The sequence below is a fragment of the Synechococcus sp. PCC 7336 genome (assembly GCF_000332275.1).
Classification (GTDB): domain Bacteria; phylum Cyanobacteriota; class Cyanobacteriia; order Thermostichales; family PCC-7336; genus PCC-7336.
On sequence record NZ_CM001776.1, the window covers coordinates 4,783,148 to 4,801,677 of the forward strand.

Here is an 18,530-nt window from a genome sequence, read left to right on the forward strand (position 1 = left end):
ATACGATTGCACACCAGACTACTCTACGACTGTGGTGACTGACTAAAAGCACGATGAGAATATCCGAAGTTGACAGATTGTTGCACGCCCTTCGAGGAGGTTGGCTTTCGCAACGATTCTGACGATCGCGAGGTCTAGGCGTCATAATAGCTGGGCACCTCTGCTGTTCGATCGTATGTCTGACATCAACGGCACTATGCTGCAGTGCTTTCACAGCTTCTCGCCCCCTAGCAACAAGCTGTGGCAATCGCTAGCCGATCGGGCTTCACAGCTGGCGACAGTTGGATTCACTGCCCTTTGGTTGCCCCCGGCTCATACCGTCAGTCAGATGGACGGTCTCGATGAATTGTTGTCCGAAGCGTGGCTACACCCAGGAACGCCTGACTTCGGTTCTAGCGCCGCCTCATTGCGGCAGTACAACCAGGGGGGAGAATTGGCCGCGACCGTCAAGGCACTGCAGGCCGAACAAATGCAGGTCTATGCCGACATTGTGTTTCACGGCGAATCGGGGATTGTGCGCGATCGCCTGCCGGAGTGGAGCCGCTGGTTTTTAGAGGTAACGGGGGTGAACGGATTTCGGTTGGATGCAGCGATCGATTTGCCGTTTGAGGCGATCGCCGCTTGGCTCGACAGCCTCGATCGCACCGCTCGAGATCGAGGGCTGTTGCCTGGAAAGTCGCTGTTCAACTTTGGCGAATATTGGTTGGGGGATGTGGGGCCGCTGCGCTGGTTTCTAGGCGAAACAAAGCACCGCTTGGCGTTGCTGGACGTGCCGCTGCACTACAACTTTCACCACGCCAGTCGCGCAGGCGATCGGTACGATCTGCGCCAAATCTTTCGGGGAACGCTAGTGCAAGAATGCTCCAGCCGAGCGGTCACGTTTGTGGACAACCACCACAGCCAGCCGCTAGAGATACACGACTCAGTGGTGGAAGCTTGGTTCAAGCCGCTGGCCTATGCCCTCATCTTGCTGCGCCAGGGAGGGTATCCCAGTGTTTTCTGTGCCGATTATGATGGCGCGGAGTATGAAGGAAGGGGGGGAGACGGACACACTTATCACATCGTGATGGATTCCCATCAGTGGTTCATCGATCGCTTGATGGAGGCCCGCACCCACTACGCTTATGGCGAGCAGCGAGATTATTTTGACGAGTCCCATTTGGTGGGGTGGACCCGCTGGGGCAATCGCGATCGCCCCAAAACCATGGCGGTGGCCATGAGCAATCGGTCGGGAGGGATGAAGCGCATGGATGTAGCTCGGCCCAATGCGGCCTACCGCGACATTACCGAACAGGTTTCCCATCTGGTATATTCGGACCCGTCTGGGTGGGGGGAGTTTGTCTGTCAGCCAGGATCGGTATCTGTTTGGGTGGAAATATGAAAGTTCGCGATCGACGTTGGCTTGTGGGCTTACTACTGGGGGCGATCGCCAGTTTGGCGTTCAGTTGGCAACCTGCCCCTGCCGCCAATCCCCCTCAATTCGTGGCCCAATTCCCCGATCTCGGGCTAGACGAGTTAGTCAATCCGCGGTTCGAGTCGTTCGATTCAGAGATTGAAACCAGTTGGGTAGTTTTCGACGGTCGCCAAGTGATTTTAGTGGCGGCCCCAGCAGCGATGACCAGTCCTGAGGAAAGCGAACCCATTTCCCCAGCCGATAACCGCGCTCGCCAAATTGAGAGGCAACTGCGAGCGATCGCCCGCGAGGCCGTTGCCAGTCCGACGCTACCTGAGGTCCGCGCCGTTCGGGAGGATGGACGCGGCTTTCTGGTGATTGAAGTGGACGGTCAATATCTCATGAGCGTGACGAACCTGGATGCTCAGATCGCAGGGGTTTCCTTGCCTGTGAGAGCCCAAGAGATCGTCAAAAGTGTAGATGCCGCATTATTGCGGGCTCGACAGGAGCGCTCGCACCGCTATCTCGTTCGACAGGGAATTGTGGCAGGGCTTTTGGTCGCGGGCTTAGCGGGATCGAGTCTGTTTATCTGTTGGCTAAAAAAGCAATCGAGCCGGCAACACGAACGCACCCTCGCGCAACTCGAAGAGGAAACTGCAGATTTAGCGCCATCGGAAGATCTCGAAGCCCCCCCATCGGACAATATTGACGAAGCAACCGAAGTCAAGCGGGTTGCGGCAGAACAGGCCCGAGAGGAGCAGAAAAAACGCATCCAAATGCACGACGATCTATTCCAGTTTTGGCTTCAGCTCGCGCTAATTTCAATCTGGCTGGTCGGTCTTTTGTATGGTTTGGGGCTGTTCGTTCAAACGCGACCGTTGCAGTTAATTGCCCTGCGCTGGATTCAAGGCTCACTGTTTCAACTCGCTGCCGTTATCCTGGTAGTTTATGTTTTGCTGCGGTCGAGCTATGTGGGGATTAACCGGCTGTTTGCCGCTATCAGCGAAGGCTCTCTCTGGAGGATAGACAGCACTTCCGATCGCCTGTCCAAACGCATTCAGACCATTTCGGGGGTCTTGAAAAGTATTGCGACGATCGCGATTGTCGGTGGCGGCATTCTAGTGGGTCTATCGGTGCTCAGCATTAACATCGGCCCCATCTTGGCAGGGGCTGGAATTTTGGGATTGGCGGTCTCATTTGGCGCTCAAAGCTTGGTCAAAGATGTCATCAATGGCTTTTTTATTCTGTTAGAAGATCAGTTTAGTGTGGGGGATGTGATTGCCACGAGCGGTGTGGCTGGATTTGTAGAGGATCTCAATTTGCGCGTCACGCGACTGCGCAGTGCCGATGGCAATTTGATTGTGATTCCCAATGGCAATATCTCGACTGTCGAAAATCTGACCAATGGGTTTTCGCGTGCCAATTTAAGCATTGAGGTGGCTTATAACACCGATCTCGATCTCGCGATCGCCACAATCGGCAAAACGGCCAATGACATGGCTGCCGATCCCGACTGGAAAGAGCTGATTGTCCAAGACCCTCAAGTGCTTGGGGTGGATGCCTTTGGAGACAACAGCATCACCATCCGTATTTGGATCGATACGCAACCCCTCAAGCAATGGTCGGTGGCACGAGAATTTCGCCTGCGACTCAAAAAGGCCCTCGATCGCGCAGGCATCTCCATCCCGTTCCCGCAGCGATCGATCTGGTTTGAATCGCCTCTGCGGACGTTAGACAAGAGTCTGAATGAGAGTGAATTGCAGCAATTAGTGACACTGCGATCGTCCGGTCGGGAGGGCAAGTGAGGTGGGCAAAGACGTTGTGCGAGCGATCGCTCAATCTAACGATTGCCGTTGAGGCGATCGCGATAAGTCAGTTCGAGCCGATGGTTGCTCAACGCAGACTGCTGTAGCTGGACTCGATCGCGCTGTCGCGAATGCGAGCCACCAGTGCGGCAAGGTTGCCCCTGTTGACGCGATAGCTAATGGGATGGGCCACTAAACGGGCAGTACTCTCGTAGATACATTCCAGCTCCACCAGCCCGTTTTCCCGTAGGGTGCGGCCGGTGGCCACCAAATCGACGATCGCCTCTGCCATTCCTGTCAGTGGAGCCAATTCCACCGACCCGTAGAGGGGGATTATTTCCACCGGTAGATCCAACCCCTCGAAATAGTCGGCAGCACAATTGACAAACTTGGAGGCAATACGAGCGTTGGGAGGTAGGTCCCGAGCAGACGTGTAGGAGCTATCTTGCTTAACCGCCACTGACATGCGGCAGCCGCCAAACTTGAGATCGGCTAATTGAGCGACACGAGCTCGCTTTTCCCGCAACACGTCGTAACCTGCCACACCCAACTGAGCCTGACCGTATTCCACATAGACCGGCACATCGTGGGTGCGCACCAGCAGGGCTTCGTAGCGATTGCCATCGGGACTGATGGGGGAGGTGACTCGCAAAAGACGATTGCTTTTGTCGAGCAGTTGGCTGAAGTCAATGCCCACCCGTTGAAACAGGGCAATCCCTCCTGCCAGTAATTCCCCTTTCGCTAAAGCTACAGTGACGGTCATGACAGGGCCTCCTGCAAGCGCGTGACGGCAGACAGGTGGGTGGTGGTGCTGTGGTGGCTGCCGTCAGCTTGTACCCAAGTAATTTCGGCGATACCGCAGGTTCGGGCGTAGGCAGCAATCTCTTCAGGGGTGCGATTGCCCCGAGCAGTGGCAAACTCCCCCAATAATTCGATTTCAATGCTGTGCTCGGGGGATTGCGATCGCCATTCCGCCGCCAGCCGCAACACCGCCGGGACGGCGGCAGCGTCGAGGGGCACCAGCAGGGTCTGGGGTGCAGTCAAGCCATCGGGCAGTTGGCCCGTAGACTGCAACACCCGCTGCAGCGCCTCCAAAGTGAGAGAAAAACCAATCCCTGCCTGTTGTTCGCCTGCAGGGCTGTAGAGACCGAATAGCGAGTCATAGCGACCGCCCAAGCCCAATTGTTCGGTCCCGCTGACTGCTTCGAACATCATGCCAGTATAGTAGCGGTACCCTTCCAGCAGGCTGAGATCGAGTACGAGGGGCACCTCCTGCTGGGTCAGAACCCCGCACAAGCGTTCGAGATCTCGCACCCGCCGTCGCTGCTGACTGGGTAACGACATCCCTTGCAGTTGGGCGAAGACCTGTTGGGGTTGACCGCGCAAGTCGAGCACCTGCAAGGCGGCTTGGCGATCGCGCTCGGGAATTTCGGCAGTTTCGAGACCGACGCGATCGAGCTCGAGAATGGCCCGCTGCACCAGCGGCTGAGCGGAGGGAGAGATGGCACCGAGCAGGCTTTGGGTCAGGCTCACCTCCCCTAAAATCAGCGTCCAATTATCTAAATTCAAGGCCCGCAAGCAGTCTGCCAACAGTAGTATCACTTCAGCATCGGCCAACCACCCCGGTGCGCCAATCAGTTCTACCCCCGCCTGGAAAAACTCCTTTTCGTGGCGCGTATTGCGAAACACATTGGTGTTGTAGTAGAGGCGTAGGGGCAGGGCCGCACCCGCCATGCGAGTGGCGGCGGCACGGGCGATCGAGGCGGTCAGTTCCGGTCGCAACCCCAGGGTTGTCCCTTCGCTATCGCGCAACTGCAGCACCGTATCGGGATCGACAGCTCCTCCGGCCACAAGGGTATCCAGTCGCTCTAGTGTAGGGGTAATAATGCGGCGATAGCCCCATTGCCGGAAGGTTTGGCGGAGGTGTTTTTCCACCCATTGCTTCTGCGCTACGTCCAGCGGGAGGAGATCCCGCGCCCCCGATGGAGGACGGTGAAAGGTGGATTTTGTCATGGCCTAAGTCCGAGTCAGTCCGAGCCAGATTCAATCTACCAAGCTCTCGGACGAGATTGGCGAGGAGTTTTGGGGAGGGAGGGCTGCAGAAGCCCTATTGTTTGAGTTGAAAAATCCGTTCGATCGCATCGGACACCATGCGATCGGGAGTGGATGCCCCCGAGGTAACCCCGACCGCAATCGCACCTGCGGGCAACCAGTTTTGGCTGATTTGAATGCCGCCGTGCAGGGTTTGGTGGCGAATGCTATTGTCGTCGCGAATACAGGCAGGACCGTCAATGTGGAAGGACTTGAGCCCTTTGGCGGTGGCAATTTCCTGCAGGTGGGTGGTGTTGGAAGAATTAAATCCGCCAATCACCACCATCAGATCGAGCGGTTCTTCAACTAGCTCGAACATGGCATCCTGACGCTCTTGGGTGGCATTGCAAATGGTGTTGAAGCTAATGAAATGATCGTCCAATTCCTGCGGACCGTATTTGCGCAGCATGGTGGTTTCGAACAATTTGGCGATCGCCTTCGTTTCCCCTTCCAGCATCGTGGTTTGGTTGGCAATGCCCACCCGCTCCAAATCGGTATTGGGGTCGAAGCCTGCCGACATCGCCTTCTCAAATTTCTGCATAAACTCTGTCCGCAGTTCGGGCTGTGCGGCTGGGTCGTCTGCAGCGTGAAGGATGTAGTGGGCGACGTAGCGGGCTTGCTCCATATCCAGCACGATTAAGTACTTGTCGGCAAAAGAGCTGGTGGCGATGGTTTCTTCGTGGGCGTATTTGCCGTGGATGATGGAGGTAAATTCGCGGGTGCGGTGCTTATCCACCTGGTTCCAAACGCGAGAGACCCAGGGGCAGGTGGTATCGACAATTTCGTTGCCGTTTTGCTGGAAAAATTCCATCTCTTGCAGGCTGGCTCCAAATGCGGGCCAGAGGATGACATCGCCTGGAGAAATTTTGGAGAAGTCTTTAACGCCGTCCTGTTGCACCACAAACCGAACGCCCATGTTGCTCAACTGCTGGTTCACTTGGGGATTGTGAATAATTTCGTTGGTGATCCACAACTGGCGATCGGGGAAGCGACGGCGGGCTTCGTAGGCGTATTCAATCGCCCGCTCTACCCCCCAGCAAAAGCCGAAGGATTGAGCCAGCTTAATGGTGACATCTCCTCGGGTGTAGGTGTAGCCGTTGGCGCGGATGGTTTCGACCAATGTGCTTTTGTACTGTGTCTGGAGTTCGTCGCGAATGGTCTCTTGCAGTTCGGGAAACCCCTTGGCATAGTAGGTGTCGGACCGACGCAGGGTCTGTCGCAGGGCTTTAGGATTGCTAGTGGCGGAAGCGGTGGATTCAGTCATTGCGGAGGTGCAGCCAGCCAAAACTAGTTTCAGCTTACGCCAAGATGCGGGTCGTGTTGTTGGTTTGGTAGCCTGAATCGCGCGGCCCATCGATCGCCACTGGCGATCGCAGTCTGTAACAATGGGTTAGTCTACAGAGAAGATCGGGCCGCAGTGACATCGCGCTTGCCGCAGTAACATCATCGTGCTTGCCGCAGTAACATCATCGCGCTTGCCGCTCGAACATCACATTGAAGTCGAATTAAACAGGAGAATTTTCGTGGTTGAACCTCTTTTGCTAGGCATCGTTCTGGGCATGGTTGCGGTCACCCTAATTGGTCTTTTCGTCGCTGCCTATACCCAATACCGCCGCAGCAACACCTTCGGTCTGTAACGACCTCCCACTCGATTCGGGCTGAATGTGCTCCATTTGACAAATGGTTTCCCTCCTGTGACTCTGATGCAGTCCGGCATTTGTATTGCACATGCATCTGGCTCGATCTGTTGCCGACCTACGCTGTCAATTAGTGGCAGAGCGATCTGCCCGAGTGGGGCTCGTTCCAACGATGGGGGCGCTGCACCGGGGGCACCTCAGCCTGCTCGATCGCGCAGTGGGAGACTGCGATATTACAGTTGTCAGCATTTTTGTCAATCCGCTGCAATTCAGCCCCCACGAGGATTTCGATCGCTATCCGCGCCAACTCGACAGTGACTTAGAGATCTGTCGCAATGCTGGTGCGGATATTGTTTTTGCCCCCGAGGCGAGTGTCATGCTTGCCAATGCCGATCCGGCGGCAGTGACACAAGTGATTCCCCCGGCGGCGATGCTGGAGCATTTGTGCGGTCCCTGGCGTCCCGGCCACTTTGAAGGGGTGCTGACGATTGTGGCGAAGTTGTTGCATATCGTGCAGCCCCAGCGGGCCTATTTCGGTCAGAAAGATGCCCAGCAGTTAGCTCTGATTCGCCGTATGGTCCGAGATTTAGATTGGCCGATCGCCATTGTTGGCTGCCCGACTGTACGGGAGCCGGAGGGACTGGCCCTCAGCTCTCGCAATCAGTACCTGAGCCCGCAGGAACGCTGGGCGGCACTGGCCCTATCGCGCGGTCTGTTTGCCGCCCAGCAGCAGTTCGCAGCAGGCGATCGCCGAGTCGACACTTTGCTGAAAACCGCCCGAGCCGTATACGATGCACAGTTGGGCTTGCAAGTGCAGTACCTGGAATTGGTCAATCCCGAAACCTTGCAACCCATTGTCGACACGATAAAGGAGCGCGGACTGTTGGCAACAGCAGCATGGGTGGGTCAAACCCGCCCGATCGATAACGTCATGCTCGAAGTGCCGCGCCAGCCGATTTTGGCGATCGACGGCCCTGCTGGGGCGGGGAAATCGACGGTGGCCCGACGCCTTGCGGCGGCCCTCAACCTGCGCTATTTGGATACGGGAGCTCTATATCGGGCTGTAACCTGGCTGGTCTCAGACACGGGCACGCCAGTGACGGATGGAGCGGCGATCGCCCGCTTGGCTGCATCAGCCGAGATTCGCTTAGAAGCACCCGAAGATGTGGCTTTGCTGACGAGAGTCTGGGTGAACGGGCGGGAAGTGACTGCTGAGGTGCGATCGCCAGAGATAACTGCACAGGTCTCGGCAGTGTCTGCGCTACCGCAAGTCCGACAGGTTTTACTGGATGTGCAGCAGCAGATGGGGCGTGCTGGCGGTGTGGTGATGGAAGGGCGCGATATCGGCACGCAGGTGTTTCCCGATGCCGAACTGAAAATCTTTTTGACCGCTTCGCCGCAGGAGCGGGCGCGGCGGCGACTGCGAGATTTGCAGGGGGCAGGCAGTTCAATTCAATTAGAGGAATTGGAGCAGCAGATTCGGGAGCGCGATCGCAAAGACAGCGAGCGGGCGATGGCTCCCCTCAAGCAGGCGGCAGATGCGATAGCAGTCAATACCGACGGTCTGACGCAGGACGAAGTGGTGGAACAGATCGCAGAGCTTTACAGGCAATTGCCTCACACGAGTCAATAAAAATACCGTTCATTATGTCTCTCTTGGCGACTCTCTGGTTAGACTCATTGAGGTAATGCCATAGAGAGTATTATTGGGGACTTGCAGAGGGGCGATCGCCAAAAAAGAGGACCGCTCGAGGCAGTCCCCCTTGCAACTAACGCTCAGTCACGCTTCAGACCTGGATGGGAGCGCCAGTGATGCTATCGAACTGAAATGGCCCCACTTCTTCTCGGTAAGTGACTTTGACATCGCGCAGCATACTGACTGCCATATTCTCTCCGAGCAGGTTGCCGCCCGTCGCAATCGCCGTACCGGGATTGCCAGCGGTGGTGCCGTCCGTGCGCCAGTGCATCCCGGCTCCATCGCGGAACAGAGTGACGTTTGCAATCAGCTTGTTGAGCTCGCCATGCACCGTCAGCGGCGGACCGTTGAAGGGCACCAATCCCTGACCGTCTGCTGTCGGCACCACCGGATCGGAAATTACGCCGTCGGCGAAAAACGCTTTCGCAATCGTCGCGCCAGCAGCGATGAAGGCGGAGTGTCCGCCTGGATAGGAGGGGTGGGTGGGGGAGCCTTCTGGGAATCCCATCGGCAGCAACCAGGTGCCATCCGTATCTCCGCGATTGAAGGTAACGTTCTGGGCCTTATTGTGTTCGAGGATGCGTTCGAGCACTGTGGTGGTCTGCCAAACGTCTGCACCCGCACCAAACAGCTCGTTGAAGCGAGCGTCGAAGGGCTGACCCAAAATGCCGCGCCGGAACAGTTCGAGGCGCTGCCCGTAAACTTCCGGGCGAAGGCGTCGATGGACACCCCACTTTTGGAACCAGGCATGCTTGAGTCCGTAGACAGCGGCAAATCCACTCTGGATCGTAATGTCCGGGCCGCCGAGGCTGCCAAAGGCATCAGAAGTGGTGATGGCTCCACTGGCGTAGGGGCTGGCGGCAGAGATCGCCGCGGCTTTCCCCAGCAAAATAATGGTGGCCCAGAGGCTGGATTGATGGGGAAAATCAATATGGACCCACTGACCGGCATCCCGCAGCGTTATGATGTAGCGCGTCCCGACAAGGACATCGTCGCCGGTCGGATCGACATCTCCGTTATTGACTGCAAGCCAGGTCTCGAAATCCGTCATGAAATCGAGACCCTCCTGCGGATAGCGTTGCAACTGACGAATGGGTTGATTGCCGAAATCGAAATCCTGCAAGAGAAACTGGGAGACGTGGGGGCCGACATCGCAGCCCTCGTAAGGCCCTCTGAAGATGTTGTCTGGCGTGCAAACGAAGCCAAACTCTTGCTCGAACCCAAGGTTATTGAGATCCGCACAGGCTTCGGCGATGAGCGGGCTAGTCGTATATTGGTCGAAGGGGACGTCCCGGCTCAGGGCCATCCAGTAGCGCTCGACCATATCGACAGCGGTATTGCGGCTGTCAAAGGCAGGGGCCGCTGCCATGCGCGCCCCATTCGAGTCGTTGCCAATGAGCTGGAATGAATAGGTATTGAGGGGATTGGCGAGCAAGCGAACGCCGCCACCGAGCTGGACATCCTCAAATGCTGCCTGAGTTTCTGCTTCGATCGCATCCAGCAGCGAAGTAAACGAGGCTGGGTCCACCAAACCGTCTTCTGAATTGTGGCTCAGGGCTTTTGTGAAAGAAGCGAAGCCTGGGAGGTCGAGTGAATCAAACCGTGCTTCATCTCCGTTGGTCTCGGGAGGCGTGGTTTCGAATGCGTCAAATGCCTCTCGTTCCACATCATTGCGAATGGCTCTAGCATCTTTCCGGCGAACGTTAAAATTCTGTTTACCTGAATTACCTTGTTGGGAATTAGCCATCATAAAATCTCCATTATGGTTGTTCGATTGTTTGAGAAGTAACAATACTCTGTCTGAAAAATGGTCGAATAGAGTAAGTGAGAAGTTTGGATTGAGCAGCAGCCTAGATAGGCAATACATCCAAGTTCTAACCCTAGATCTGGCAAGGGCTCAAAAAACACATAGATCCTAGGCTTCTAAGAGCTATGCGTAAAAACTAATCTGCCATTCTTGCATAGCTACTCAATCGGTCTCTAGCGCAACAAATGCAAATATCGTGCGATTCTGGAATCTTAATTTCACAGATGATACCCCAGGCAAATCTGCCGATCCAGAAAACCAATAGATTGAGATGAAAAATTAGAGTATTTGAATCTAGCTTACCTTCCTTTCAATAGATTAATCTCTCATAAGAATATTCGGCTGTGATAATCAGCACACTCAAATACCAAAACATGCCTAGTCAGAAAAACTTAGTTTTGCAAAAACCGCCATATCCCTTGCAGGCAGAGGGCTACGATCTATTGGATCCTTTCGAGCCCCCTCTAGATCCCTGTGTAGGCGTAGTTTGATTTGCGCATTTTCAGGAAAATCGACGCCATTGTAAGCCACCTTGGATGAATTTCTACGAATATGAATTTATTCTTTCCGTACAGAAAACACTCAACACTTGAAGATAACTAGTGACTCTCCTATGGATTTAGCTTAGACTACTGAGTTGTTAGCTCCCGATCGCCTGAGGTATTCCATGGCACCCTTACAAATATTTGCGTTGGTTGCGATCGCCATTTTGGCTGTCAAACTGGTCACTTCACTCCTCGATCGCGATATTGCGATCGTCAGTCTTGCCACCTCGGGGGTTTTGCTTGCCTTTATCGGGTTCGAATTGTGGAAATTGGGTGGGGCATTGCTAGAACGCTTCGCATATTAGATGACACGATTCCTGCTGGACTGTGCTGCGTCGGCCCCTGCTGTTCGGCTCCGCGCCTCAACCAGGGCTGCCCCTAGCGACGGAAGCGTTTTATCGGTTCCGAACATCTCCGCTACCATGAGTAGGAACACTTAACCCCTTGCCCCTATGCCCGACCGCAGCGAGATTCGCGTCATTGGCGCGCGGCAGCACAATCTCAAAAACGTCAGCGTCACCATTCCCCGCGATCGCCTCGTGGTCTTCACTGGGGTCTCTGGATCGGGCAAATCCTCTCTGGCCTTCGACACCATCTTTGCAGAAGGACAGCGGCGCTATGTGGAATCGTTGAGCGCCTACGCCCGCCAGTTTTTGGGACAAGTGGATAAACCCGATGTGGAACGGATTGAGGGGCTCAGTCCCGCCATCTCCATCGATCAAAAATCCACCAGCCACAACCCGCGATCGACCGTCGGCACCGTCACCGAAATCTACGACTACCTGCGTCTCCTGTTCGGTCGCGCAGGGGAACCCCACTGCCCCCACTGCAGCCGCCCCATTACTCCCCAAACGGTAGACCAAATTGCCGATCGCGTCATGCAGTTGCCGGACGACACGCGCTTTCAACTGCTAGCTCCGGTGGTGCGAGGGAAAAAGGGCACCCATGCAAACCTGCTGTCCAGCTTGACCTCGCAGGGTTTTGTCCGGGCTCGGGTAGATGGCGTCGTGCAGGAGTTGACCGACACCATCAAGCTTAAAAAGAATGTCGCCCACGATATTGAAGTGGTGGTCGATCGCCTCGTCAAACGGGATGGCATTCAAGAGCGCCTGGTTGATTCCCTCACCACCTGCCTGCGGGAGGCCGATGGAGTGGCCCTAGTGGAGCTGGTGCCGCGAGAGCCGGAAGAGGCGGCACAAATTTTAAAAGCTGCCGAATCGGTGGGCCAATACAAGGTGGAAGGCAAATCCGGCGAACTGATCTTCTCGGAGAAATTTGCCTGTCCCGCCCACGGCTCGGTGATGGACGAACTGTCCCCCCGCCTGTTCTCCTTCAACTCCCCCCTCGGAGCCTGCCCCGCCTGCCACGGTTTGGGCTATGTCCCCACCTTCGATCCCGACCTGATTGTCCCCGACCCCTCCCTACCCATCTACGCGGCGATCGCCCCTTGGGCGGAAAAAGACAATCCCTACTACCTCTCTCTGCTCTCCGGTGCTGCCGATGCTTTCGGCTTCGACATTCGCGATCGCTGGACCAGCCTCTCTGTCGAACAGCAGGATATTCTGCTCTACGGCAGCGACGAAGAAATCTTCATCGACTCCGAATCGAAATACCGCCCGACTAAAGGTTATTACCGCAGCTACGAAGGGGTAATTCCCCAACTGCAACGCCACTATCGAGAAGCAAAGTCGGATGTCTATCGCCAGAAACTAGAAAAGTACCTGATCGATCGCCCCTGTTCCACCTGTCACGGCGCGCGTCTCAAGCCGGAGGTCTTAGCCGTTACCATCGGCGGCCATACCATCACCGACTTCACCGAAATTCCCATCGACGAATGCCTGCAGCAATTGGAGGCTTTGAAACTCACCCCCCGTCAAGCCCAAATTGGCGATCTGGTGCTGCGGGAAATCCAGGCGAGGCTGAAATTCCTCTTGGATGTGGGGTTGGATTACCTGACACTGGGTCGCCCCGCCGCCACACTCTCCGGTGGCGAGGCCCAGCGGATTCGATTGGCCACCCAAATTGGGGCCGGTCTGACGGGAGTGCTCTACGTCTTAGACGAACCTTCGATTGGCCTGCACCAGCGGGATAACCGACGCTTGCTCGACACCCTCAAGCGCTTGCGAGATCTGGGCAACACGTTGATCGTGGTGGAACACGACGAAGAAACGATGTACGAGGCCGACCACATTGTGGATATCGGTCCTGGCGCGGGGGGCCACGGGGGCGAGATTGTGGCTCAGGGCACGATTGAGGCGATTGCCAACTGCGAATTATCCATCACCGGTCGCTATCTCTCCGGTCGCAGCCAAATTCCTACCCCCAGTCAGCGGCGATCGGGTAAAAAGCAAAAGCTGACGCTGCAGAAAGCCAGCCGCAATAACCTCAAGCACGTCAATGTGGACATCCCGCTGGGGCGCTTGGTCTGCATCACGGGGGTTTCCGGTTCGGGTAAATCCACCCTGATTAACGAACTGCTCTACCCCGCTATTCGCCATCAAATGGGCCACAAAGTACCCATGCCCGCCGAACTGGACAAGCTAGCGGGGGCCAAAAACCTCGATAAAGTCATTGTCATCGACCAATCTCCCATCGGTCGTACCCCCCGCTCCAACCCCGCCACCTACACGGGCGTCTTCGATTGCATTCGCCAAACTTTTGCTAAAACCATCGAGGCCAAGGCGCGGGGCTACCAACCCGGTCACTTTTCCTTCAACGTTAAAGGCGGACGCTGCGAAGCTTGCAAGGGCCAAGGGGTGAACAAGATCGAAATGAATTTCCTGCCCGATGTTTATGTGATGTGCGATGTCTGCAACGGCAGCCGCTACAGTCGAGAGACGTTGCAGGTGCGCTACAAGGGCAAGACGATCGCGGATGTTTTGAATATGACGGTCAGCGAAGCGCTGGAGTTTTTCGCGGCGATCGCCCCTGCGAAAAAAATTCTGCAGACGCTAGAAGATGTGGGGCTCAACTATATTCGTTTGGGTCAGTCGGCTCCTACGCTCTCGGGGGGCGAGGCACAACGGGTCAAGCTGGCATCGGAATTGTCGAAACGGTCCACAGGCAAGACCCTCTATTTACTCGACGAACCCTCCAACGGCCTCTCATTCTACGACGTTCACAAGCTGCTCGACGTGATGCAGCGGCTGGTAGACACGGGCAATACCGTGCTGGTGATCGAGCACAATCTCGACATCATTCGCTGTGCTGATTGGATTGTCGATTTGGGGCCGGAAGGGGGCAATCGCGGCGGCGAAATTGTGGCGGTCGGAACGCCTGAAGAGGTGGCCGATATCCCGACTTCTTATACAGGTCAATACCTCAGGCAAGTGTTGGAGCGGCATCCGCCTGCTGCTGCACCTTTGGCAGGCTAAATATCGAAAGCCGCAGCTTCAACATCGGCACGGCTGAGGGCGTAGGGAAAGGTCAGTACTTTGGAGGAACCATCGCTGAAGGCATAGCTCACCTTGAGCGCCGTTTGTTCCATCTCAATTTCCGCTCGCCAGTCCTGCCGTTCGCAATACCAGCGGGTGGGGTCTTCGCGATCGCGGCTGCATTGCTGCGACTCCAGCCAGTGTTCGATCGCAGGTAAGGGATGGTTGTAGAGGGGGGCAGAATCGGGGGGTAACTTCATGCAGGGGGGCAAACGATCGGGAGGAACAGGACGATCGCCTCGAGGCGATAGAGTTTAGTTTACGACTGAGCGGCCGCGAGCGTCCAAACCAGAAGGAAGTAAGATCCAAGAAGATAAGATAAGGAATTGCGATCGAGGCCCAAATGCTGCTAGCCGCTCTATATGCTGCCCTTGCCGGGATTTATCTAGTTGTCATCCCGTTGTTTGCCATGTACTATCTCCAGTTGCGTTGGAATGTCTCTAGTGGCTGGGAAAAGGGACTGATGTTTTTTCTCGTCTTTTTCTGCTTCCCCGGCACGATCTTGCTCGGTCCCTTTCTCAATTTTCGCCCCCAGCAACGCCCGCTGTGATATTGAACGTGTCTCTGTAAGGACATTGCTGAGCCAGGAATACCAGTAAGGCAGGGATACCGGGAGCCAATCGTGCGCAAGTTCGACGTACTCACCATCGGGCTCATATTATTGCTGGCAGGTGGGGGAATTTATGGGATTCTCCAACTGCTCGGCATCGAAACCCAGCAACCGGGCACCTGGATTGGAGGACTCTCGATCCTGCTGCTCTTGGGGTGGACTGCCACCTATCTGAATCGCTTTTTGACTGGCAAGATGTCGATTCACCAGCAGGGAGAGATGTATAAGACCGAGCAGTTCAAGCAACAGCTCGAGGCCATGACCCCAGAAGAGCTGGCCGAGTTTCAAGCTGAGCTGGGAATAGACTCCATAGCGGAAACGATTGAAGACAAGGGGCAGTAAAAGAGTTTCCGACGCTCTTGCAGGTGTCTGGCTGCCTGCAGGGGGCTAGCGATCGCACTCGGCGGGAAGCAGGCAGCGGACATATCTATATCTGTATCTGTTGTTAAGTACACTAAAATAACTGGAAAGTCGGGTTAGGGTAATGAACGTGTGAAACCGCAAGGAGTCTGAGAAACATGAGCCTTTCTCAAGTCATTTCTAAAGAATTAGAAGAAGCCCGCAACACCTGCTCGGAGTACGGTGAAGGCGATCCCCACTGCCGCGCGGCTTGGGATGCCGTAGAAGAAGTATTGGCCGCCCGCAGCCACCAGCCCGTCCAGCCCAATAGTTTGGAGCAGTTCTGTTCTGACAACCCCGAATCTGCAGAGTGCTTAATCTACGACGACTGACCCCTCACAACAGTCGGTTTTAGCCGACTTGCTCTAGGACAAAACATTTGGCCCAAATTTGATATCGTCTCTCCGAGCCGCCTGCGGGCGGCTTTTTCCTCGGCACGCAGTCCCGCAAGAGTGATGGGACAAAGTGGCGATAGGATAAGGTACGGTAGGGCTCCCGCAGAAGCGGCCTCGACATTGGAGAACGACATGCTGCTGATTGGTTCCGGCAATAAGTTTGTCAAGGCCCTCGAACGGGCCGGGGTGTTGGCTGCATCGGTACCTCCCGAAGGGGGCTCTGAAGGTCATTACCGCCGTCGCGTTGCTGGTGCTGGATACCAGGTGGTGCATATGAGTGCTCGGGGTCTGGGGGATATCACCAGCTTTTTCCAGCAGATACACGGCGTTTGTCCCGCCCATCTCGGCAAATCGAACCTGCGTACCTACTACTTCCCGCCGCTAATCGAGCAATACCGTCAGGCCATGCCCCCCCAAAAGAAGGGGCTGGTGTTTTGGCTGATCGAGGGGCAGTTTCTCTCCCGGCAAGAGCTGAGTTGCCTGCAGCAGTTGTCCCGGCAGGAGCCCCAGGTTAAGTTTGTGATAGAAGTCGAAAGCGATCGCGTCTTTCGCTATCAGCCTTTAGAGAATCTCTTGAAAGCGATCGCCTAACCCGATCGCGCTACAGTCTTCATCAAAGTCCTCTCCCTCACGATCCGTGCTGGCGCGCAGTCCTTCCGAGTCACTACAACAGGGCGGTGAGAGATTTGCCTTTGAAGGTGATTGGGTTGGGGTCACAATCGCGATCGTCTACCGATGCTCCTGAAGCCAAGCCGCCAAATCGACCTCACTCGGAAAATCCAACAGTGCTTCCCCCAGCGCTTCCAAAGACGCGAGTGAAAGACTATCGATCTTTTGCTGTAGCTTGGGGGACAGATCTCCAAAGCGATGCTTTAGCTGACGCAAAACCACAGATAATTCTCCTTCGCGCTTGCCTTCGCGCTTGCCTTCGCGAAGGCCCTTGCTCCGACCCCGCTCTTCCGCCGTCGAGACAATCTCTTGATAAATCGCCGACTCCTTCATCACATCCTCCCTCAGTACGCTCCGAATCAGCTCCTTCTCCAATACTAACCCTGCCAGAATCGCTGTAGAGGCCGCCACATCGGCCCGTTGCTCCCGATCGCCAATCGCCTCAATCCGTTCCGATACCTGCTGCAAGGTCTGCTCGCGATCGCCTGTCTGAGCCAACACCGCAAACGGCAGCAAACCCGGCAACTCTTGAAATTGCGAGGCGGGTACTTCCCAAATACGGATGACTTCAAACTCGTGATGTATTCCGTCGCGATCGAAGCTGGTCTGGTAAACCAGTGGGGATTGCGATCGCCTTAGGTAAATGACCACCTGATGCACTCTCTTGTTGGGAAAGCGGCGGAATCCCCGTACCGCATAGTCCGTCATTCGGAACGGGATTTCTGCTTTGGGCTCCACTTGAAACTCGATTTGGAGCACGAGATCCCTCGACTCCAACAGCACTAACGAATCGGCATAGATGGGGCTGCTCAACAACTCTGCAAGCTCCAAACGAGCCAATTCAACCGGTTCCCCCAGCAGCCAAGTGGCAAGGTCAGCCGTAAAAGTTTCTGCGATGAATTTGCAAACGCTGTCGAAGGGCATTGCATTCCTATCCCTCGCGAGGTGATTGGGTTGGGGTCACAATCGCGATCGTCTACCGATGCTCCTGAAGCCAAGCCGCCAAATCGACCTCACTCGGAAAATCCAACAGTGCTTCCCCTAGCGCTTCCAAAGACGCGAGTGAAAGACTATCGATCTTTTGCTGTAGCTTGGGGGACAGATCTCCAAAGCGATGCTTTAGCTGACGCAAAACCACAGATAATTCTCCTTCGCGCTTGCCTTCGCGCTTGCCTTCGCGAAGGCCCTTGCTCCGACCCCGCTCTTCCGCCGTCGAGACAATCTCTTGATAAATCGCCGACTCCTTCATCACATCCTCCCTCAGTACGCTCCGAATCAGCTCCTTCTCCAATACTAACCCCGCCAGAATCGCTGTAGAGGCCGCCACATCGGCCCGTTGCTCCCGATCGCCAATCGCCTCAATCTGTTCCGATACCTGCTGCAAGGTCTGCTCGCGATCGCCTGTCTGAGCCAACACCGCAAACGGCAGCAAACCCGGCAACTCTTGAAATTGCGAGGCGGGTACTTCCCAAATACGGATGACTTCAAACTCGTGATGTATTCCGTCGCGATCGAAGCTGGTCTGGTAAACCAGTGGGGATTGCGATCGCCTTAGGTAAATGACCACCTGATGCACTCTCTTGTTGGGAAAGCGGCGGAATCCCCGTACCGCATAGTCCGTCATTCGGAACGGGATTTCTGCTTTGGGCTCCACTTGAAACTCGATTTGGAGCACGAGATCCCTCGACTCCAACAGCACTAACGAATCGGCATAGATGGGGCTGCTCAACAACTCTGCAAGCTCCAAACGAGCCAATTCAACCGGTTCCCCCAGCAGCCAAGTGGCAAGGTCAGCCGTAAAAGTTTCTGCGATGAATTTGCAAACGCTGTCGAAGGACATTGCATTCCTACGCAGACCACCCAGCCATCATATTTGATGCCAGTGGCGATTGTGGTGTACTAGAGGATAGGTTGTTTGCGGCAATTGTCCCGGCAGGAGCCTCAGGTTAAGTTTGTGGTGGAGATTGAAAGCGATCGCGTCTTTCGCTATCAGCCTTTAGAAAATCTATTGAAAGCGATCGCCTAGCCCGATCGCGCTACAGTCTTCAT

The 18,530-nt window shown here is 55.6% G+C and carries 19 protein-coding genes; 11 read left to right on the top strand and 8 right to left on the bottom strand.

Features of this window, described 5'->3' with window-relative positions:
* Positions 1-175 precede the first annotated feature (175 nt).
* Together SYN7336_RS27370 and SYN7336_RS27375 are read left to right on the top strand one after the other, a co-directional pair.
* On the top strand, positions 176-1,381 hold the full coding sequence (locus tag SYN7336_RS27370; protein WP_017328234.1) for a hypothetical protein: 1,206 nt from the start codon (positions 176-178) through the stop codon (positions 1,379-1,381).
* Positions 1,378-3,198, top strand: coding sequence for a mechanosensitive ion channel family protein (locus tag SYN7336_RS27375; RefSeq protein WP_017328235.1), 1,821 nt, complete (start codon positions 1,378-1,380; stop codon positions 3,196-3,198). Before SYN7336_RS27370 ends, SYN7336_RS27375 begins: the two co-directional genes overlap by 4 nt.
* 88 nt (positions 3,199-3,286) lie before the next feature.
* Here the strand turns inward: SYN7336_RS27375 and hisG are convergent, their stop codons facing one another.
* The 4 genes from hisG to SYN7336_RS32805 all read right to left on the bottom strand — a co-directional run bounded on the left by hisG (position 3,287) and on the right by SYN7336_RS32805 (position 6,713).
* Positions 3,287-3,961, bottom strand: a complete 675-nt coding sequence (hisG, locus tag SYN7336_RS22655) for an ATP phosphoribosyltransferase (protein ID WP_017328236.1) — start codon at positions 3,959-3,961, stop codon at positions 3,287-3,289.
* On the bottom strand, positions 3,958-5,211 hold the full coding sequence (locus tag SYN7336_RS27380; protein WP_051039863.1) for an ATP phosphoribosyltransferase regulatory subunit: 1,254 nt from the start codon (positions 5,209-5,211) through the stop codon (positions 3,958-3,960). Before SYN7336_RS27380 ends, hisG begins: the two co-directional genes overlap by 4 nt.
* A gap of 94 nt (positions 5,212-5,305) precedes the next feature.
* Positions 5,306-6,553 (bottom strand): 4-hydroxy-3-methylbut-2-enyl diphosphate reductase, encoded by a 1,248-nt coding sequence (locus tag SYN7336_RS22665; RefSeq protein WP_026101244.1) that lies wholly within the window; start codon positions 6,551-6,553, stop codon positions 5,306-5,308.
* 34 nt (positions 6,554-6,587) lie between these two features.
* Positions 6,588-6,713, bottom strand: a complete 126-nt coding sequence (locus tag SYN7336_RS32805) for a hypothetical protein (RefSeq protein ID WP_255346688.1) — start codon at positions 6,711-6,713, stop codon at positions 6,588-6,590.
* 99 nt (positions 6,714-6,812) lie between these two features.
* Between SYN7336_RS32805 and petG the strand changes: the two genes are divergently transcribed.
* Together petG and SYN7336_RS22670 are read left to right on the top strand one after the other, a co-directional pair.
* Entirely contained in the window at positions 6,813-6,926 is a 114-nt protein-coding gene (gene petG, locus SYN7336_RS29380) for a cytochrome b6-f complex subunit V (protein ID WP_071590921.1), read from the top strand.
* A gap of 91 nt (positions 6,927-7,017) precedes the next feature.
* The gene (locus SYN7336_RS22670; protein WP_026101245.1) at positions 7,018-8,559 is read left to right on the top strand and encodes a bifunctional pantoate--beta-alanine ligase/(d)CMP kinase; all 1,542 of its coding nucleotides are present in this window, start codon (positions 7,018-7,020) and stop codon (positions 8,557-8,559) included.
* A 154-nt stretch (positions 8,560-8,713) separates the two neighbouring features.
* On the opposite strand, the gene SYN7336_RS22675 is transcribed toward SYN7336_RS22670, so the two are convergent.
* On the bottom strand, positions 8,714-10,369 hold the full coding sequence (locus SYN7336_RS22675; protein ID WP_026101246.1) for a phosphatidic acid phosphatase: 1,656 nt from the start codon (positions 10,367-10,369) through the stop codon (positions 8,714-8,716).
* Positions 10,370-11,096: 727 nt separating this feature from the next.
* Here SYN7336_RS22675 and SYN7336_RS22680 point away from each other — a divergent pair.
* Positions 11,097-11,279 (top strand): hypothetical protein, encoded by a 183-nt coding sequence (locus SYN7336_RS22680; RefSeq protein ID WP_017328241.1) that lies wholly within the window; start codon positions 11,097-11,099, stop codon positions 11,277-11,279.
* A gap of 147 nt (positions 11,280-11,426) precedes the next feature.
* A complete protein-coding gene (gene uvrA, locus SYN7336_RS22685) occupies positions 11,427-14,348 on the top strand; it encodes an excinuclease ABC subunit UvrA (protein ID WP_017328242.1) in 2,922 nt (973 codons plus the stop codon).
* Here uvrA and SYN7336_RS22690 read toward each other — a convergent pair.
* Positions 14,345-14,608 carry a DUF3143 domain-containing protein gene (locus tag SYN7336_RS22690; protein ID WP_017328243.1) on the bottom strand — a complete coding sequence of 88 codons (264 nt, stop codon included), beginning with the start codon at positions 14,606-14,608 and terminating at the stop codon, positions 14,345-14,347. The genes uvrA and SYN7336_RS22690 overlap by 4 nt on opposite strands.
* 143 nt (positions 14,609-14,751) lie before the next feature.
* On the opposite strand from SYN7336_RS22690, the gene ndhL reads away from it, so the two are divergent.
* The 4 genes from ndhL (at position 14,752) to ndhN (ending at position 16,403) form a co-directional block, all read left to right on the top strand.
* On the top strand, positions 14,752-14,958 hold the full coding sequence (gene ndhL / locus SYN7336_RS22695; protein ID WP_017328244.1) for an NAD(P)H-quinone oxidoreductase subunit L: 207 nt from the start codon (positions 14,752-14,754) through the stop codon (positions 14,956-14,958).
* A gap of 72 nt (positions 14,959-15,030) precedes the next feature.
* The gene (locus SYN7336_RS22700) at positions 15,031-15,360 is read left to right on the top strand and encodes a DUF3007 family protein (RefSeq protein ID WP_017328245.1); all 330 of its coding nucleotides are present in this window, start codon (positions 15,031-15,033) and stop codon (positions 15,358-15,360) included.
* Between the two features lie 176 nt (positions 15,361-15,536).
* A complete protein-coding gene (locus SYN7336_RS22705; RefSeq protein ID WP_017328246.1) occupies positions 15,537-15,749 on the top strand; it encodes a Calvin cycle protein CP12 in 213 nt (70 codons plus the stop codon).
* Between the two features lie 195 nt (positions 15,750-15,944).
* Positions 15,945-16,403, top strand: a complete 459-nt coding sequence (gene ndhN, locus SYN7336_RS22710; protein ID WP_017328247.1) for an NAD(P)H-quinone oxidoreductase subunit N — start codon at positions 15,945-15,947, stop codon at positions 16,401-16,403.
* A 138-nt stretch (positions 16,404-16,541) separates the two neighbouring features.
* Here ndhN and SYN7336_RS22715 read toward each other — a convergent pair whose 3' ends face one another.
* Positions 16,542-17,405, bottom strand: coding sequence for an Rpn family recombination-promoting nuclease/putative transposase (locus SYN7336_RS22715; protein WP_017328248.1), 864 nt, complete (start codon positions 17,403-17,405; stop codon positions 16,542-16,544).
* Positions 17,406-17,457: 52 nt separating this feature from the next.
* On the bottom strand, positions 17,458-18,321 hold the full coding sequence (locus tag SYN7336_RS22720) for an Rpn family recombination-promoting nuclease/putative transposase (protein WP_017328249.1): 864 nt from the start codon (positions 18,319-18,321) through the stop codon (positions 17,458-17,460).
* Between the two features lie 75 nt (positions 18,322-18,396).
* Between SYN7336_RS22720 and SYN7336_RS31365 the strand changes: the two genes are divergently transcribed.
* Positions 18,397-18,507, top strand: a complete 111-nt coding sequence (locus tag SYN7336_RS31365; RefSeq protein ID WP_017328250.1) for an NAD(P)H-quinone oxidoreductase subunit N — start codon at positions 18,397-18,399, stop codon at positions 18,505-18,507.
* The last annotated feature ends 23 nt before the right edge of the window (positions 18,508-18,530 follow it).

What these genes read in the sequence shown, in the direction of transcription:
- SYN7336_RS22680 (WP_017328241.1), top strand. Translation starts at nt 11,097, where the DNA reads ATGGCACCCTTACAAATATTTGCGTTGGTTGCGATCGCCATTTTGGCT.
- SYN7336_RS22720 (WP_017328249.1), bottom strand. Translation starts at nt 18,321, where the DNA reads ATGTCCTTCGACAGCGTTTGCAAATTCATCGCAGAAACTTTTACGGCT.
- SYN7336_RS22715 (WP_017328248.1), bottom strand. Translation starts at nt 17,405, where the DNA reads ATGCCCTTCGACAGCGTTTGCAAATTCATCGCAGAAACTTTTACGGCT.
- SYN7336_RS27375 (WP_017328235.1), top strand. Translation starts at nt 1,378, where the DNA reads ATGAAAGTTCGCGATCGACGTTGGCTTGTGGGCTTACTACTGGGGGCG.
- SYN7336_RS22665 (WP_026101244.1), bottom strand. Translation starts at nt 6,553, where the DNA reads ATGACTGAATCCACCGCTTCCGCCACTAGCAATCCTAAAGCCCTGCGA.
- SYN7336_RS27370 (WP_017328234.1), top strand. Translation starts at nt 176, where the DNA reads ATGTCTGACATCAACGGCACTATGCTGCAGTGCTTTCACAGCTTCTCG.
- uvrA (WP_017328242.1), top strand. Translation starts at nt 11,427, where the DNA reads ATGCCCGACCGCAGCGAGATTCGCGTCATTGGCGCGCGGCAGCACAAT.
- SYN7336_RS22690 (WP_017328243.1), bottom strand. Translation starts at nt 14,608, where the DNA reads ATGAAGTTACCCCCCGATTCTGCCCCCCTCTACAACCATCCCTTACCT.
- hisG (WP_017328236.1), bottom strand. Translation starts at nt 3,961, where the DNA reads ATGACCGTCACTGTAGCTTTAGCGAAAGGGGAATTACTGGCAGGAGGG.
- ndhN (WP_017328247.1), top strand. Translation starts at nt 15,945, where the DNA reads ATGCTGCTGATTGGTTCCGGCAATAAGTTTGTCAAGGCCCTCGAACGG.
- SYN7336_RS22670 (WP_026101245.1), top strand. Translation starts at nt 7,018, where the DNA reads ATGCATCTGGCTCGATCTGTTGCCGACCTACGCTGTCAATTAGTGGCA.
- SYN7336_RS32805 (WP_255346688.1), bottom strand. Translation starts at nt 6,713, where the DNA reads ATGTCACTGCGGCCCGATCTTCTCTGTAGACTAACCCATTGTTACAGA.
- SYN7336_RS22675 (WP_026101246.1), bottom strand. Translation starts at nt 10,369, where the DNA reads ATGGCTAATTCCCAACAAGGTAATTCAGGTAAACAGAATTTTAACGTT.
- SYN7336_RS22705 (WP_017328246.1), top strand. Translation starts at nt 15,537, where the DNA reads ATGAGCCTTTCTCAAGTCATTTCTAAAGAATTAGAAGAAGCCCGCAAC.
- SYN7336_RS27380 (WP_051039863.1), bottom strand. Translation starts at nt 5,211, where the DNA reads ATGACAAAATCCACCTTTCACCGTCCTCCATCGGGGGCGCGGGATCTC.
- ndhL (WP_017328244.1), top strand. Translation starts at nt 14,752, where the DNA reads ATGCTGCTAGCCGCTCTATATGCTGCCCTTGCCGGGATTTATCTAGTT.